Source organism: Piscinibacterium candidicorallinum, from assembly GCF_047549485.1.
GTDB lineage: Bacteria > Pseudomonadota > Gammaproteobacteria > Burkholderiales > Burkholderiaceae_C > Piscinibacterium > Piscinibacterium candidicorallinum.
In genome coordinates this window covers 1,024,316-1,040,568 of record NZ_CP180191.1, presented here as the reverse complement: position 1 = coordinate 1,040,568, position 16,253 = coordinate 1,024,316, and the positions used below count along the sequence as shown (strand labels likewise).

The 16,253-nt window shown below is 65.8% G+C and carries 15 protein-coding genes; 9 read left to right on the top strand and 6 right to left on the bottom strand.

Annotated features, from left to right (window positions below; all coding sequences use genetic code 11):
• Positions 1–50: 50 nt before the first annotated feature.
• A complete protein-coding gene (locus tag ACMDW7_RS04720; RefSeq protein ID WP_377305126.1) occupies positions 51–1,433 on the bottom strand; it encodes a peptidylprolyl isomerase in 1,383 nt (460 codons plus the stop codon).
• A complete protein-coding gene (locus ACMDW7_RS04715) occupies positions 1,430–3,808 on the bottom strand; it encodes an LPS-assembly protein LptD (RefSeq protein ID WP_377305127.1) in 2,379 nt (792 codons plus the stop codon). The genes ACMDW7_RS04720 and ACMDW7_RS04715 overlap by 4 nt, the downstream gene beginning before the upstream one ends.
• Positions 3,809–4,000: 192 nt before the next feature.
• Here ACMDW7_RS04715 and ACMDW7_RS04710 point away from each other — a divergent pair, with 192 nt between their 5' ends.
• From ACMDW7_RS04710 to ACMDW7_RS04675, 8 genes are all read left to right on the top strand, one after another.
• Positions 4,001–5,068, top strand: a complete 1,068-nt coding sequence (locus tag ACMDW7_RS04710) for an aminoglycoside phosphotransferase family protein (protein ID WP_377305129.1) — start codon at positions 4,001–4,003, stop codon at positions 5,066–5,068.
• Between the two features lie 10 nt (positions 5,069–5,078).
• Positions 5,079–5,774, top strand: a complete 696-nt coding sequence (gene murU / locus ACMDW7_RS04705) for an N-acetylmuramate alpha-1-phosphate uridylyltransferase MurU (protein WP_377305130.1) — start codon at positions 5,079–5,081, stop codon at positions 5,772–5,774.
• A 232-nt stretch (positions 5,775–6,006) separates the two neighbouring features.
• The gene (locus ACMDW7_RS04700) at positions 6,007–7,362 is read left to right on the top strand and encodes an aminopeptidase P N-terminal domain-containing protein (protein ID WP_377306132.1); all 1,356 of its coding nucleotides are present in this window, start codon (positions 6,007–6,009) and stop codon (positions 7,360–7,362) included.
• Positions 7,363–7,479: 117 nt separating this feature from the next.
• A complete protein-coding gene (gene dusB, locus ACMDW7_RS04695; protein WP_377305132.1) occupies positions 7,480–8,487 on the top strand; it encodes a tRNA dihydrouridine synthase DusB in 1,008 nt (335 codons plus the stop codon).
• Complete coding sequence (locus ACMDW7_RS04690; protein ID WP_377305134.1) at positions 8,484–8,720, top strand: Fis family transcriptional regulator; 237 nt, start codon at positions 8,484–8,486, stop codon at positions 8,718–8,720. The genes dusB and ACMDW7_RS04690 overlap by 4 nt, the downstream gene beginning before the upstream one ends.
• Positions 8,720–9,634: a GNAT family N-acetyltransferase gene (locus ACMDW7_RS04685; RefSeq protein ID WP_377305136.1), complete on the top strand. Its 915-nt coding sequence runs from the start codon at positions 8,720–8,722 to the stop codon at positions 9,632–9,634. Before ACMDW7_RS04690 ends, ACMDW7_RS04685 begins: the two co-directional genes overlap by 1 nt.
• 31 nt (positions 9,635–9,665) lie before the next feature.
• On the top strand, positions 9,666–11,246 hold the full coding sequence (purH, locus tag ACMDW7_RS04680; RefSeq protein WP_377305138.1) for a bifunctional phosphoribosylaminoimidazolecarboxamide formyltransferase/IMP cyclohydrolase: 1,581 nt from the start codon (positions 9,666–9,668) through the stop codon (positions 11,244–11,246).
• A gap of 21 nt (positions 11,247–11,267) precedes the next feature.
• Positions 11,268–12,482: a GGDEF domain-containing protein gene (locus ACMDW7_RS04675; protein WP_377305139.1), complete on the top strand. Its 1,215-nt coding sequence runs from the start codon at positions 11,268–11,270 to the stop codon at positions 12,480–12,482.
• A gap of 16 nt (positions 12,483–12,498) precedes the next feature.
• Here ACMDW7_RS04675 and ACMDW7_RS04670 read toward each other — a convergent pair whose 3' ends face one another.
• From ACMDW7_RS04670 to ACMDW7_RS04655, 4 genes are all read right to left on the bottom strand, one after another.
• Positions 12,499–12,747 carry a hypothetical protein gene (locus tag ACMDW7_RS04670; protein WP_377305141.1) on the bottom strand — a complete coding sequence of 83 codons (249 nt, stop codon included), beginning with the start codon at positions 12,745–12,747 and terminating at the stop codon, positions 12,499–12,501.
• Positions 12,744–13,340, bottom strand: a complete 597-nt coding sequence (locus ACMDW7_RS04665; protein ID WP_377305143.1) for a DUF3501 family protein — start codon at positions 13,338–13,340, stop codon at positions 12,744–12,746. Before ACMDW7_RS04665 ends, ACMDW7_RS04670 begins: the two co-directional genes overlap by 4 nt.
• A 36-nt stretch (positions 13,341–13,376) precedes the next feature.
• The gene (locus ACMDW7_RS04660) at positions 13,377–14,729 is read right to left on the bottom strand and encodes a heterodisulfide reductase-related iron-sulfur binding cluster (protein WP_377305145.1); all 1,353 of its coding nucleotides are present in this window, start codon (positions 14,727–14,729) and stop codon (positions 13,377–13,379) included.
• Positions 14,730–14,894: 165 nt separating this feature from the next.
• Positions 14,895–15,317: a rubrerythrin family protein gene (locus tag ACMDW7_RS04655; RefSeq protein ID WP_377305147.1), complete on the bottom strand. Its 423-nt coding sequence runs from the start codon at positions 15,315–15,317 to the stop codon at positions 14,895–14,897.
• Between the two features lie 248 nt (positions 15,318–15,565).
• Here ACMDW7_RS04655 and ruvC point away from each other — a divergent pair, with 248 nt between their 5' ends.
• Positions 15,566–16,129 carry a crossover junction endodeoxyribonuclease RuvC gene (gene ruvC / locus ACMDW7_RS04650; RefSeq protein WP_377305149.1) on the top strand — a complete coding sequence of 188 codons (564 nt, stop codon included), beginning with the start codon at positions 15,566–15,568 and terminating at the stop codon, positions 16,127–16,129.
• Positions 16,130–16,253 lie beyond the last annotated feature (124 nt).

Below are 16,253 nucleotides of genomic sequence, written 5' to 3'. Positions count from 1 at the left end.
GACGCAGCAGCTGCAGCAGCGAAAGCGTTTGTCGGCCGAGCGGCGCCGGCTCAGCGCACAGCTGCAGCGGGCGCCGCAGCGGCGGCTGTCTCGAGCCGATTCTCGACGTAGGTGCGGTCGCGGATCAGGCGCGCCCAGTCGACGTACTGCTCTTCCACCTTGCGCTCGCGGAGGGCGTTGCGGGCGAGCTGGCGCTGCTTCTCGACCGGGATCGCGCGCTTGGCGCGATCAGTCACTTCAAGAATGTGCCAGCCGAACTGGCTGCGGAAAGGCTGCGAGACTTCGCCGGGGCGTGACTGGTTCATCACGCTTTCGAACTCGGGCACCATGTCGCCAGACATCGCCCAGCCCAGATCACCGCCTTGCGCGGCAGAACCGTCCGCAGAGAAGGTCTTGGCGAGTTCTTCAAAGGTGGCCTGCTTGTTGACGATGCGCTCGCGGATGGCGGTGAGGCGACGCTGGGCTTCCGCCTCGTTCACTTCCGGTGTGACGCGCAGCAGGATATGGCGCACCTTGGTCTGAACCGCTTCGGCGTTGGCCGAGCCGCCCGAGCCCGCAGCACGGCGGCCGAGCAGCTTGAGTACGTGGAAGCCGGCGCCGCTCTGCACGGGCGCGGCCACTTCGCCATTGCGCAGGTTGGCCACGCTGCGGGTGAACAGCTCGGGGATGCGGTCGGTGGTACGCCAGCCGAACTCGCCACCCTTGTCAGCCTCGGGGCCGGTGGAGTTGGCGCGAGCCAGCTGCGCAAAGTCTGCGCCGCCGCGGGCCTGTTCGAACAGGGCTTGGGCGCGTTCGCGCGCAGCCGTCACGTCTGCAGCAGACTCGGAGCGCGGGCGGATCAGGATCTGCGCAAGATTGAGCTCGGTCTCACCTGCAGCAGCGCCGCTTTCCTGGGCCAGGAAGGCGTCCACTTCGGCTTCGCTCACATTGACCTTGCTGTCCACTTCGCGCTCCCGGGCGCGGAAGATGAAGATTTCCTCGCGCAGGTCACGGCGGAAGCGCGGCACGTCCATGCCTTCACGCTCCAGGCGCTGACGGAAACCGTCGACGCTCAGGCCATTCTGGCGCGCAATGTTGGCAAAGGCCGTATCCACGGTGCCTTCGTCCACCCGGATGCCGTTCTCTCGGGCCCACTGCACGATGGATCGATCGGTAATGGCGCGCTCCAGGACTTGGCGCTCGAGCACGTCTCGCGAAGGCAGCGACGTACCCTGCTGCTGCAGCTGCAGTTCAGCATTTCGCACGCGCTGGGCCAGCTCGCGGCGGGTGATGACTTCGGTACCCACCACGGCGACGATGCTGTCCGCCGCGACGCGCTGGCTGGCGGCCGGCGTGCTGAGCTGGGGCGAGACCTGGGTCTGCGCCATCGCCGGTGCGACCGATGCGGCCAGAACAGCCAATGAGGCCAGGAACGCACTCAGGGGTGCGGTCATTCGGTGCGAGACGACCATGATCTTTGCGAATCGAGTTTGCTGTAGCCGGGAATGCTGCGCTTGAGCAGGGAGAGCGGATCGGTGCCGATGCCGCCGAGGCCGGACAGCTCCAGCTGGAAGAACAGGGAGTTGTTGGCCTGGCCGGTGGCCGTGGCGTAGCGGTTGACCACCAGACGCGCCACCCAGCAGTCGGCATCGTACTCCACGCCTGCCAAGGATTCCGGGCTGCGCTTCTCGCGGATGGAGTAGTTCCAGCGGGCGACCGCGTAGAACCTGCCGCCGAGCTGCCACTGCGTGGAGAACTCGATCTGCTCGAGAAGTTCACGCTGGTAGCGGTAGGTCAGGTTGAAGATGTTGCGCTCGGCCGGCGAGTAGCGCAGCCCGACGGAGGAACGCACTGCCGTGTTGTCCCGCGAGTTCAGCTGCACCGAGGTATCCAGCGCCCAGGCCTGCGAAATGCGCCCCGCCGCGGACAGCAGCAGATCGGAACTGCGCAGCACCGGCAGCGTGGTACCCGGCACGTCCACCCGCGGCGTTTCGAAGTTGAAGCGCTTGCCGATCTGCAGGCGCAGGCGCTCCAAGCCGGTGGCGGGATCGCTGTAGCGGCTGGTCAGGGCCATGGTGAGTGCATCAGCGTCGCTGATGCGGTCATTGCCCGAGAACCGGTTGGGCGAGAACAGCTGCGCAAAGCCGAAGTCTGTGGCTGCCGAATCGAAGTTGGGCAGCGCATTCTGGTCACGGTAGGGCACACGCAGATAGAACAGGCGCGGCTCCAGGGTCTGACGCAGATGCGGCAGGAAGATGCCCTGCTCGCGCTCGAACACCAGTCCGGTATCCACGGAAATGATTGGCAGCGTGCGGCTGGCGCTGCGCGGGCTGGTGGCGGTACCTGGAATGACGCCCGGTGTCTCGAGTTGCCCGTAGCGCGTCATGTGCAGGGCCACGCGCGGGCGAATGAAGTAACCCGGCTCCACGATGGGGTACTCCAGCGCGGGCTGCAGGTACGCACGCCAGCCTTCCGTGAGCGTGGGGTGCTTGAAACGCGCGAACTCCGCATTGGCCGTGGCCACGAAGCCGCGCACGTCGGCACGGTAATAGTTGAAGTTGAGCTGCGGCTCGCGCCAGTAGGCCGGCAGCACCGGGGCGAGCGGATCCTGCAGGGTCTGGAACTGCTGCACGCGCGCGCTCACGTTCCACCAGGGCCGCGTGTAGCTCAGGTAGCCCTCGCGCGGCAGAAACAGGGTGTTGATGTTGCCCACGTTGCGGGCCACGTCGGCAAAGTATTGGTCGTCCGAGACCTTCTGGTACTTCCAGCCGCCGCGCCATTCGCGGGCGAACTCCGGCTGCCAGGCGTGCTCGGCGTCCACCAGCCAGCGCTGGCGGCCGAGCTGCTCGTCGCGCGGCAGCCATTCCGCGCGCACGCTGCCGGCGAAGGACGGCTCGAGATAGCGGCCCAGGCCGCCCAGCAGCACGCCGCGCCGTGTCATCAGGCGCGGTTCGAAGGTGAAGTCCCGGTTGGGGGCGATGTTCCAGTAGATCGGCACCGTCACGTCCAGACCGGTGCGCGTGGTGATGCCCAGCGAGGGCGGCAGGAAGCCGCTCGCCCGCTCGTCATCCACCGGGAAGGGCATGTAGGGTGCCGCCAGGATGGGCGTGCCCTTGAAGTAGAGCTTGGCACCGCGCGCCTCACCCTCACCCTCGATCTGGTCGATGGTGATCTCGCGCGCCTTGAGCACCCAGGAGTCGTCGCCAGGGCGGCAGGTGGTGTATTCCGCGCCTAGCATGCGGGTGACCTGCTGGGCCAGCAGCTCGATGCGATCGGCCTTGCCGCGCCCGCCGATGCGGCCGTACGTGATCTGCGCCTGCTCGACCACGCCCGTGTTGGCCAGCAGTTCGATCTGCGCGCGCGGCGTGAACAGGGTGTCGCTGCCTTCGGGCGAAATGCGCTCGACCTTGGCCGGGCTGCCGCTGATGATGACCTGATCGGGCACGACTAGGTAGTCGATCAGATCGGCGCTGAGCACGAGGTCGTTCTTGCTCAGGCGCGCATCGCCCTGCAGGCGCAGGTTGAAGTCCAGACGACCGCTGATCTCGCGCCCTTCGACGACGATGGGCGCATTCGGATCGTTCTTGCGCACGGCCGACTTGCTGCGAGGCGGCTTGCCGTCCTTGCGCGGACTCACTTCACGCACACCCTGGGCAATGTCCGGCGCACGCGTGCCCGCGGCCAGCACCGGGCTGAGCGGGCTCTGCGCCTGCGCGGCGCCGATCCAGCCGGGCACCAGGCCGAGCGTGCCCGAGAGCACGCAGCCGGCCGACAGCAAGGCGCGCGCCAGCAGCTTCCGGCGGGGCAGCACGTCGATGATCTGGCGCAAGCGATGTGGTCGGGAGCGAAGCACGGAGGCGGGGGCAGGAGGCGGCAGAGGCGCTGCGGTAACGGGACGGCGTGCCTCGGGCAGCGGCATCGCGGTTCTGGCCCGGTCGGCGTACGCACGCTGCGCTGTGCGCCGGGGCCTCGAGCCACGCAGCGCCGGGCCGCCTGAGAGGGCTGCGTATCATAGTCGGCCATGTCTGCACCCATTGTTTCCGGCGCGGCCGCCAGCGCCCTTTCCGCCCCTGCCCAGGACCCCCGCCTGCCGCTCGTGCAAGCCTTCGTTGAGACCCAAGCCGCGGCGTATGGCCTGCAAGGCGACACGCTGGCCCCGGCCTCGGCCGACGCATCGTTTCGCCGCTATTTCCGCGTGCAGGGTTCGGCGGCCAGCTACATCGTCATGGACGCGCCGCCCAGCCATGAGGACTGCAAGCCCTTCATTCACGTGGCGCAGCTCTTCGGCGCCACGGGCATTCAGGTGCCGCGTGTGCTGGAGCAGTATCTTGCTGGCGGCTTTCTGCTGCTCACGGACCTGGGCAGCCAGACCTATCTGAACGCATTGCGCGCTGACGCGGCGCCAGCCAACGGCTTGTATCTCGATGCACTCGATGCCCTCGTGAAGCTGCAGCGTGGCACGGTGGCCGACAGCCTGCCGCCCTACGACGCCGAGCGCCTGAGGCGCGAGATGATGCTGTTTCCGGAGTGGTATCTGGACCGCCACCTCGGCAAGCCGGCCAGCGCGGAGCAGATGAAGGCCATCGAGAGCGCTTTCGACACGATCCTCAAGGTCAATCTGGCCGAGCCGCAGGTTTATGTGCACCGCGACTATCACTCGCGCAATCTGATGCGTACCGCCGAGCACAACCCCGGCGTGCTGGACTTTCAGGACGCAGTCATAGGCCCGATGAGCTACGACCTCGTGAGCCTGCTGCGCGACGCCTACATCGAATGGCCCGAAGACCAGCAGCTGGACTGGGCCGTGCGCTACTGGGAGCGCGCCCGCGCCGCCGGCCTGCCGGTGCGCGAGGACTTTGGCGACTTCTGGCGTGACTTCGAGATCATGGGACTGCAGCGCCACCTCAAGGTGCTGGGCATCTTTGCCCGCCTGTACCACCGCGACGGCAAGGATGGCTATCTGAAGGACCTGCCGCTGGTGAGCAAGTACGCGCGCGCCGTGATGGAGCGCTACCGCATCTTCCTGCCGCTCTTGAAGATTCTTGACGAGGCCGAGGGCTACGCCCGGCCGACTGGCTACACCTTCTGAGAGGCATGCAATGAAGGCGATGATTCTGGCGGCAGGGCGTGGGGAACGAATGAAGCCGCTGTCGGACTTCGCGCCCAAACCCATGCTCTCCGTGGCTGGCAAGCCGCTGATCCGCTGGCAGCTTGACCGGCTGGTCGCCAGCGGTATCACGGAGATCGTGATCAACCACGCCTGGCTGGGCGATCACATCGAGCACGCGCTGGGCAATGGCGAAGGCTTTGGCTGCAGCATCAAGTACAGCCGCGAAGCGCAGGCGCTGGAAACGGCGGGCGGCATTGCCTACGCGCTGGACTGGCTGGACGACGGCCCCTTCGTGGTGGTGAGCGGCGACATCTACACCGAATACAACTACCGCACGCTGTTCTCCGTGGCCGAGGACATTGCCGCCGGCAAGGCGGACGCGCACCTGGTGCTCGTGCCCAACCCGGACTTCCATCCGGAAGGCGACATGGGTTTGGACGGCGAGCTGATCGCCCCGGACGCCACGCCGCGCCACACCTACGGCAACATCGCCGTGTTCAACCCCGCCCTGTTCCGCGATACGCCCAAGGGCGAGAAGAAGAAGCTGTTTCCCTGGCTGTACGAGTTCGCCCGCGCCGGCCGCGTGACGGGCGAAGTCTTCGACGGCACCTGGGACAACATCGGTACGCCCGAGCAGCTCAATGCCCTGGACGCTCGCCTGAACCGGCCTCGGCAGATCCATTGACGAACGACCATGCCGTCGAAAGGCGCATGGATACTCGTTTGCGTCATTTTCGGCCTAGTTATCAAACACCCGGATTCGGCCGAAGAATCCCGCCAGTCAAGCGGAAAGTCACTTTGTTTCGAAGTGAATTCATCTGCTTTCGGTCAACCAGATTTTTGATTTCTGCAAAGCGCCGAGTCCGATCGGCGGCCCACCCGAGCACCGCAGCGGCACCTAAACTGCCGCCATGGACCTGAGCAACCCCACCCAGCACATCGCCGTCTACCAACGCCGCCGCGCCGCCCTCCTGGCGCAGATGCAGCACGCCGGTGGCGGCGTCGCCGTCATCGAGGCCGCGCCGGAGCTGCACCGCAACGCCGACAGCGAATTCCCCTACCGCTTCGACAGCAACTTCTACTACCTCACGGGCTTTGCCGAACCGGGCGCCGCGCTGGTGCTCATCGCAGGTGAACAGCCGCAAAGCATCCTGTTCTGCCGCGAGAAAAACGAAGAGCGCGAGATCTGGGACGGCTACCGCCACGGCCCCGCCGCCGCGCGCGAACTCTTCGGCTTCACCGCCGCGCACGACATCGAAACCTTCGATGCCACGCTGCGCGAACTGCTCGCCAATCAGCCGACGGTCTGGACACTGATGGGCGCCGGGCTGGATGGCCGGATCGCCAAGGGCATCGAGCACTTGCGCGAACGCAGCCGCAACGGCCAGCTTGCCCCCGGCAGCGTGCGCGATCTGGCGCCCGTGCTTGGCGAGATGCGCCTGATCAAGGACGTGCATGAGCTGGCCATCATGCGCGAGGCCGGCCGCATCTCCGCCGCTGCGCACGTGCGCGCCATGCGCCACTGCAAGCCCGGCCTGCGCGAATACCACCTTGAAGCAGAGCTGCTGCACGAGTTCCGCACCCAGGGCGCGGAAAGCCCGGCCTACACCAGCATCGTCGGCACGGGAGCGAACAGCTGCATCCTGCACTACCGCGCCGGCAACACTGAAATCAAGAACGGCGATGTCGTACTGATCGATGCCGGCTGCGAGCTGCACGGCTACGCCAGCGACATCACGCGCACCTTCCCGGCCAACGGCAAGTTCATGGGCGAACAGCGCGCCATCTACGAACTCGTACTCGCAGCGCAGGAAGCTTCGATTGCCGCCGTGCGCAGCGGCCGCCGCTTCTCGGACTATCACGATGCCTCCGTCCGTACCCTGACCGATGGTCTCATCCAGCTCAAGCTGCTGGAAGGCACGGTGGATGGTGCGATCGAGTCGCTCGCCTACCGCCGCTTCTACATGCACGGCGCCGGCCACTGGCTGGGCCTGGATGTGCACGACGCCGGCGAATACATGGACGTGAACGCGCCCTACAACCCGGAGGCCCCAGAGGCAAAGCGCCGCGCCCGCCGCCTGCTCGCAGCGGGCATGGTCGTCACCGTCGAGCCCGGCCTCTACATCCGCCCCGCCAAGGACGTGCCCGAAGGCTTCTGGAACATCGGCGTGCGCATCGAGGATGACATCGTCGTCACCGAGAGCGGCCACGAGAACCTCACGCGCGGCGTGCCGGTGACGGTGGCGGAGATTGAGGCGTTGATGCGCCGGTGATTGCGCGTAGTGCGGTACCAGACGCATTGCGAACTGCACAATATTTAGGCACCCGGGTGGTATAGTTCGCGCCTTCCCGCCCGGCCCCAATCCCCCCGCCCACGTCTCGTCTGCGCCATGCGCATCGGCCCCCATTTGCTGCCCAACAACGTGTTCGTCGCGCCCATGGCCGGCGTCACGGATCGGCCGTTCCGGCAGCTGTGCAAGCAGTTGGGCGCGGGCTATGCCGTCAGCGAGATGGCGGCGAGCAACCCCAAGCTCTGGGCGACCGACAAGACCACGCGCCGTCTGAACCACGCGGGCGAGATTGCGCCGATTGCCGTGCAGATCGCGGGCAGCGACCCCGCGATGCTCGCCGAAGCCGCCAAGTTCAACGTGGACAAGGGCGCCGCGATCATCGACATCAACATGGGCTGCCCGGCCAAGAAGGTCTGCAACGTGGCCTGCGGCAGCGCCCTGCTGCGCGACGAGCCACTGGTAGCTCGCCTGCTGGACGCCGTGGTGCGCGCCGTGGATGTGCCCGTGACGCTGAAGTTCCGCACGGGCTGGGACCGCAGTCATCGCAATGCACTGACGATTGCCCGCATGGCGCAGGAAGCCGGCATTGCCATGCTGACCCTGCACGGCCGCACGCGGGCCGATCTCTACACCGGCCAGGCCGAGTACGAGACCATTGCGGCTGTGAAGGCTGCCGTGTCGATCCCGGTCGTGGCCAACGGTGACATCGATTCTCCGCAGAAAGCGAAGCAGGTGCTGGCACTGACGGGCGCCGACGCTGTGATGATCGGCCGCGCCGGCCAGGGCCGCCCCTGGATCTATGGCCAGGTGGCGCACTTTCTCGCCACGGGCGAACTGAAGCCTGACCCGAAGCCTTCGGCCATCAAGCCCATCCTCCTCGAACACCTGGAGGCGCACTACGCCTTCTACGGGGAGTTCATGGGCGTGCGCACGGCGCGCAAGCACATCGGCTGGTACAACGAGGGCCTGATCGGCAGCGACGCCTTCTGGCAGCGCCTCACCCCCATTGAAGATACGCAGGCCCAGTGGCAGGCGGTGTCTGACTACTTCGACGAGCTCATCGCTGCGGGCGATGAACTCCGATACCAACAACTTCAAGCCGCATGAGCCATCCCCCCTCCATCGAGGACTGCGTACGCCGCAACCTCGACAAATTCTTTCGTGATCTCGACGGCGAAGACGTCAGCAACGTGTACGACATGGTGATCCGCGCCGCGGAGAAGCCCATGCTCGAAGTGGTCATGGACCGCGCCGGCGGCAACCAGAGCCTGGCTGCGCAGATGCTGGGCATCAACCGCAACACCCTGCGCAAGAAGCTCACGGACCACGGCCTGCTCTGATGCACCCTGCTCCCATCAAAGCCGCTTCCGGCCTGCCCGACCTGACCCAGATCGATGCGCTCACCGAGCGGCTGGATGCCATATCGCGCCGCTATGCGGAGCACTTCGGCTTTGACCGCAGCGACAGCTGGTATCTGCTCAAGCTGCAGGAGGAGCTGGGTGAGCTCACGCAGGCCGCTCTGAAGATGCAGGGCCAGGCGCGCACCCGCGGCCAGAGCGCAACAGACCTGCGCACCACCTTCGAAAACGAGTTTGCCGACGTGCTCGGTCAGCTGCTTTTGCTGGGCCGCCACCACCAGATCGACGTGGCCGGCGCCATGCAGCGCAAATGGCTCAAGTGGGCCGACCGGCATGAGCGGCATGGCAGCTTCCGGCTGGAGACCGAACGCCTGATCGTGCGCAGCTTCAAGCTGGGCGACGTGGACGCGCTGCACGCCTACCGCAACGACCCGGCCATCGCCCGCTACCAGGGCTGGAGCCTGCCCTACAGCCGCACCAATGCGGCGCAGCTGGTGGCCGACATGTTCGAGCTGCACGAACCGCTGCGCGGCCAGTGGAACCAGTTTGCCGTGGAGCGCAAGGACGCCCCCGGGCTGATCGGTGATGTGGCCGTGAACCTGGATGCCGAAGGCGACACGGCCGAGATCGGCTTCACCTTCGCCCGCGAGCACCATGGCCTGGGCTACGCCCGCGAGGCGGTACGGGCCCTGCTGGGCGAGCTCTTCGGCGCGCTCGACCTGCGCCGCGTGGTTGCCATCATCGACGAACGCAACGTGCCTGCGCTGAACCTGCTCGAAGCTCTGGGCTGGCGCCGCGAGGCGCACTTCCGCGGCAGCTACCCGCGCGAAGACGGCCAGTGGGCCGACGAACTGCAGTACGCGCTGCTGCGCAGCGAATACCTCGAACAACTCTGATTTCCATTCAATCGCTCTCGGAACACATCTCATGACCATCCAAACCGCCCTGCTCTCCGTCTCCGACAAGACCGGCGTGCTCGACTTTGCCCGCGCCCTGCACGGCCTGGGCTTGAAGCTCATCTCCACGGGCGGCACTGCCAAGCTGCTGGCCGACAACGGCCTGCCGGTGACCGAAATCAGCCAGCACACGGGCTTTCCGGAAATGCTCGACGGCCGCGTCAAGACCCTGCACCCCACAGTGCACGGTGGCCTGCTGGCACGGCGCGACCTGCCCGCGCACATGGACACCATCAAGGCACACGGCATCCCCACCATCGACCTCGTGGTCGTCAACCTGTATCCCTTCGAGGCCACGATCAGCAAGCCGGGCGTGACGTTCGAGGACGCCATCGAGAACATCGACATCGGCGGGCCGGCCATGCTGCGCTCCTCGGCCAAGAACCATCACGGCGTGACGGTGGTGATCGACCCGGCCGACTACGCGACCGTGCTCGATGAGATGAAGGCAAACGCAGGCGCCACCACCTACGCCACGCGCCTGGCCCTGGCCAAGAAGGTGTTTGCCCACACCGCGCGCTACGACGGCATGATCGCCAACTTCCTGACGCGCCTTTCGAACGACGGCAGCACCGAGAATGCACGCGCCTACCCGGATGTGCTCACCGTGCAGTTCAAGAAGGTGCAGGACATGCGCTATGGCGAGAACCCGCATCAGAGCGCGGCCTTCTATGAAGACGTGCTGACCGCCGGTGTACCCAAGGGCCTGCTGGCTGGCTACACCCAGCTTCAGGGCAAGGAACTGTCCTACAACAACATCGCAGACGCCGACGCCGCATGGGAATGCGTGCGCCAGTTCACGGATGAACCCGCCTGCGTCATCATCAAGCACGCCAACCCCTGCGGCGTGGCCATTGCCGACAGCCCACTGGCCGCCTATCAGAAGGCCTTCAAGACCGACACCACCAGCGCCTTCGGCGGCATCATCGCCTTCAACCGCACGGTGGATGCCGCCTGCGCCGAGGCCATGAGCAAGCAGTTTGCCGAGGTCATCATTGCCCCGGCCTTCGACGATGCCGCGCGCGCCGTGTTTGCCGCCAAGCAGAACCTGCGCCTCATGACCGTGAGCCTGGGCGACGGCCAGAACCCCCTGGACATCAAGCGCGTGGGCGGCGGCATCCTGGCCCAGTCGCCGGACACCCGCACCATGAGCGAGGCCGAGCTCAAGGTCGTGACCACGCTCGCGCCCACCAAGGATCAGCTTCGTGATCTGCTCTTTGCCTGGCGCGTGGCCAAGTTCGTCAAGAGCAATGCCATCGTCTTCTGCAAGGACGGCATGACCGTGGGCGTGGGCGCCGGCCAGATGAGCCGTGTGGACAGCGCGCGCATTGCCGCCATCAAGGCCGCCAATGCCGGCCTGGAGATCAAGGGCAGCGTGGTCGCATCCGACGCCTTCTTCCCCTTCCGCGACGGCCTGGACGTGCTGGCTGACGCCGGCGCCGTGGCCGTGATCCAACCAGGCGGTTCGATGCGCGACGAGGAAGTGATCGCAGCGGCCAACGAACGCGGCGTGGCCATGGTACTGACGGGCGTGCGGCACTTCCGCCACTGATCGGCTGGCAGGCGAGGCCGCATGAGCAAGCGCCGCTGGCCCGGATTGCGCCCTGCAGAGCCGGTCGCGGAAACCTCGGTCGAGGTCCGCGACACGGTCACGCAGCGGCTGACCATCGGCTTCACCGCCTGCCTGCTGCTTCTGCTGATCCTGAGCGCAACCAGCTACTGGCTGCTGCGCCAGGTGATCGATGAGCAGCGCGCCTCGGCCACCGTGATCAGCGTGGCGGCCAAGCAAGTGACCTACGCCAGCCGCGTGGCGCTCTTTGGCCTCGACTACAGCGTTGCCCCCACGGACGCCACGCGCGAGTTGCTGCTGACCTCGATCAACGAGATGGAGTACGCGCACCTCTCGTTGGTCGACCCGGACCACCCCAGCCGCTTCACCACCAAGCTCAGCCCGGCCCTGCGCGCGATCTATTTCGACAAGCCCTTTGAGCTGGACGCCTCGCTGCGCAAGTTCGTCGCCGACGCCCGGGAGCTGGCCGAATACCCGGATCGTGACCTGATTGCCTACCGCCTGCGCGACGAGGCCACCGAGCATCTGGCGGTGCGCATGGAGCGCGCGGTGGCGCAGTACACCGCCGAGGCCGAGCAGCGGGTGGATCGCATGGCACTGGCCGCCGGCTTGAACCTGGCGGCGGTGCTCATCACGCTGATTTTTGAGGCCTTCGTGATCTTCCGCCCCATGCTGCGCTACGTGCAGAACGCGGTGCATCGTCTGGTGCGCTGGGCCACGCAGGATGCGCTGACCGGCCTGCTCAACCGCCGCGGCTTCTTTGATGAATGCCGCCGCCTGCTCGTGCGCTCCAGCAGCACCAGCCCGCTGTGCGTGGTGCTGCTGGACATGGATCACTTCAAGCAGATCAATGACCGCCATGGACATGCCGCCGGTGACCGGGTGATCGCGGAAGTCGGCGCGGTGATTCGCCGGGCCCTGCCTGAAGGCGCCGTGGCCGCGCGCATCGGCGGAGAGGAACTCTGCGTTGCCTGGCTGGAGCCCGCACCCGGCGACGGGCAGGTCCTCGCCCAGCGTCTCTATGAGCGCCTCTCAGGCCTGAAGGTACCGTTGGAGGGCATCAGTGCGTCGGTGGATGCATTGACCGTCAGCGCCAGCGTCGGTGCATTTGTGGGCCATCTGCCAGGCAAGCCGATGGACGCATACATCCAGCGCGCAGACGACGCGATGTACGCCGCCAAGGCCGCCGGCCGCAACACACTGCGGTTTGCAGCCTGACCTTCGGACCGACGCTTCAAGCTGGAGGCGAAGACTTCTCTTTGATCAGCTCTGGCTTCAACCAGAGCACCATCAGCCAGACGATCCAACCCGAGAACCGCGCGCAGCCCAAGATCGTCACGATCGCAACGATCCACTGCGCCCAGTTGCGATCAAAGCCCTCCGGTACGCCAGCCACGCGCAGGATCTGCGAAGCAAGCACGAGGCCGACGAACAGATTCAGCCAGAAAAACCAGCGCTTCTCGTCGAGCGGCGTTCCGTTCACGCCAGATCCTTCACGAGCGCATTGCGCACCTCGATGGGCAGCGGGCTCACGGCCTGGCTGTACATCGGGTGATCCACGCCCACGGAGAGCGTGACGCCGTACTTGAGCGCAGCGGCCATCTCGTCGGTGAGCTCGAAACGCATGAAGTGCACAGCACTGGTCTTGGTGTCGTTGCTGCGTTCCAGATCTTCGTCGGCAATGGCGTAGACCTTGGGTGAACCCTCGACCTGCACCCAGACCTTGTGCTCGATGCCCTTGAGGCGCTGCAGCGCTTCCTTGCGCTCGGCCACCTCGGGGTACTCGATCATCATGGTGGCTTTGAAGTTGCGGCCGTCCGGGACGAGCGGGTTGTAGGCCTCCAACTCATCCAGAATGCCGCGCTCCTCGAAGGTCTTCTCGATGCGCAGCATCTCCTGGATCTGATAGCGCACGGTGAGTTCGTCTTCGAAGATGAGAGTGACGTGGTTGCCCACCGCCACGGTGCGCAGCTTCTTGTGCTCGAGCACCTGCTTGCGGAACTCGGGGCGGGCCTTGGCGTAGGCCTCAAGCGTCATCAGCGAATCGCGGGTGATCTTGTTCATGGTCGTGCTCATGGGGGCAGCTTTGCTTCTGGAGGATGAGGGTCGGATTCAGTCTGGCAGGCCGTAGGCCTTGCGCACGAGGGTGATGGGATGCGCCACCTTTCCGGCTGCACTGCCAGCCTTCAGTTGCTCCATGCCCTGCTCGATGTGATGACCGGCCAGCGCGCAGTCTGAACTGACATGATCCGGCGCGGCCTCTTCCATCTGACGGAAGACGGGCTTGCCGATCTTCATGCTGCGCTCGTGGAATTCCTTCTTCACGCCCCAGGTGCCGGCGTGGCCGGAGCAGCGCTCCACGGTGGTGACCTTGGTGTCCGGAATGCTCTGCAGGAAGTCGCGCGTCTTCAGGCCGATGTTCTGCACGCGCAGGTGGCAGCTCACGTGGTAGCTGATGTTGCCCAGGCTCTTCGGGAACTCCGTCTTGAGCAGGCCGTCCTTCTTACGGGCTTCCAAGTAGTTGAACGGGTCCCACACCGCCTTCTGCACGAGCTTGAGGTCTTCGTCCTCAGGGAACATGAGCGGCAGTTCCTGCTTGAACATCAGGTTGCAGCTCGGGATCAGGCCGACGATGGCATAGCCCTCGCGCGCGAGCTTGGCCAGCTGCGGGACGTTCTTCTCCTTGTTGGCGGCCACACTGTCCAGGTCACCGAGTTCGAGCTTGGGCATGCCGCAACAGGCCTCCTTCTCGACGATGACGTAGGGGATCGCGTTGTGCTCCAGCACCTTGAGGAAGTCATGGCCGATGCCCGGCTCGTTGTAGTTCACGTAGCAGGTGGAATAGACGGCCACCTTGCCCGGCGTGCGCTCGCCATTCTTCACAGGGTGCGGCTGGCTGGGTGCAGCGTTGGGGCGGAACTTCCTGCTGGTGAACTCCGGCACCCAGGCGTCCTTGTGCACGCCGATCATGTTCTCGCCGAGCTTGCGCACGGCCGGCATCTTGGCCAGCGCATTCACGGTCTGCGCCACCACGGGAATGGCGGCCAGCTTGCCGTTGGCATCCGTGTTGGAGAGTGTGATGTCGCGCGACTTGGTGGGCGTGCCCTGCTTGAACTGCACGGCCTTGGCGCGCAGCATCAGGTGCGGGAAGTCCAGGTTCCAGGGGTGCGGCGGCACGTAGGGGCACTTGGTCATGTAGCAGACGTCGCACAGGTAGCACTGGTCCACGACCTTGACGTAGTCCTCCTTCTTCACGCCGTCCATCTCGCCCGTGGGGCCCTCGTCGATGAGGTCGAACAGCGTGGGGAAGCTGCCGCACAGGCTCACGCAGCGGCGGCAGCCGTGGCAGATGTCGAACACCCGCTCCATCTCGGCATTGAGCTTCTCGACATCCCAGAATTCCGGGTTCTTCCAATCCAGCGGGTGCCGGGTGGGCGCTTCGAGATTGCCTTCGCGTTGGCTCATGGAGGGTCCCTGTTGTTGCTGTTGTGGGTACTGCTGTTCAGACGATCAAGGAGGCAATTCGCTTGATCCATGCGGTTTTCCAGGCATTTTTGGCTGGAAAGCCGCATGGAGACTGCGGAAAGGCCTTTGAAATGCCAGCCTTCCGCAGTCACGCGCGGTGAACACTCAAGCGTTCACGGACTCCAGCGCCTTCGCGAACTTGTTGGCGTGGCTGCGCTCGGCCTTGGCCAGGGTCTCGAACCAGTCGGCAATCTCGTCGAAGCCTTCGTCGCGCGCCTGCTTGGCCATGCCCGGGTACATGTCGGTGTACTCGTGCGTCTCGCCGGCCACGGCGCTCTTGAGGTTGTCAGTCGTCGAGCCGATTGGCATGTCGGTTGCGGGGTCACCCACCTGGGCCAGGTAGTCCAGGTGACCGTGCGCGTGGCCGGTCTCGCCTTCGGCGGTGGAGCGGAACAGCGCCGCCACGTCCGCATGGCCTTCCACGTCGGCCTTGTTTGCGAAGTACAGGTAGCGACGGTTGGCCTGGGACTCACCGGCGAAGGCGGCCTTCAGGTTGTCGTGGGTCTTCGTACCTTTGAGGGAGGGCATCTACATCTCCTTGTGTTGGGTCGAGCTGGTGCAGGGGCGCACCAACGCAGGCGATGCTAGGCAGCGTGCGCCACAGGGACAATTTGAAATTCATGAAGATGCCCATAGCAGCGGGCAAACCCCAAGATGCAGCGCACCAATCCGCCCAATCCGAAGCGCTGATTGAGAAGCCTTCGCAACTGCGCGCAGGGAAGGCCGCGGCGCATCCGATTTGGACGCGGCGCGCAGCCCGGCTACCGTCGCAGCCCATGAGAATTCTCGGCATCGACCCCGGCTCGCGAATCACCGGCTTTGGCGTGGTGGACGTGGACGGCGCTCACGTGAGCTATGTGGCCAGCGGCGTCATCCGCACCAGCGAAGGCGAACTCGCCGAGCGCATCGACGAGATCGTGCACGGCATTGCCGAAGTGGCGCGCACCTACAAGCCCACCTGCGCCGCCATCGAGCAGGTCTTCGTGAACGTGAACCCCAAGGCCACGCTCATGCTCGGGCAGGCACGCGGCGCGGCCATTGCGGCACTGGTGCTGGCCAAGCTGCCAGTCACGGAATACACCGCCCTGCAGGTCAAGCAGAGTGTGGTGGGCTACGGCAAGGCCAAGAAGGAGCAGGTGCAGGAGATGGTCACGCGCCTGCTCAAGCTGCCCGGCACACCCAGTGCGGATGCCGCCGACGCCCTGGCCTGCGCCCTGGCTCACGCGCACGCGGGCAAGCTGGCCGGCTCGCTCAACACCCTGGCCGCCAAGGCTGGCGTGCAACTGGGCCTGCGCGGCCGCCGGGGCGATGTGAAGACGCGGCGCGGGCGGCTGGTCTGATGGCAAGATGCCACCTTGCGGTGGCGAAGATGCTCGCGCTGGGCGCTTGCGAAGATGCCGCCTGCGGCGGCGAAGAAAAAGCTCGCTTCGACGTGTCGCACTGCCACGCGGGATGCTTCTTGTC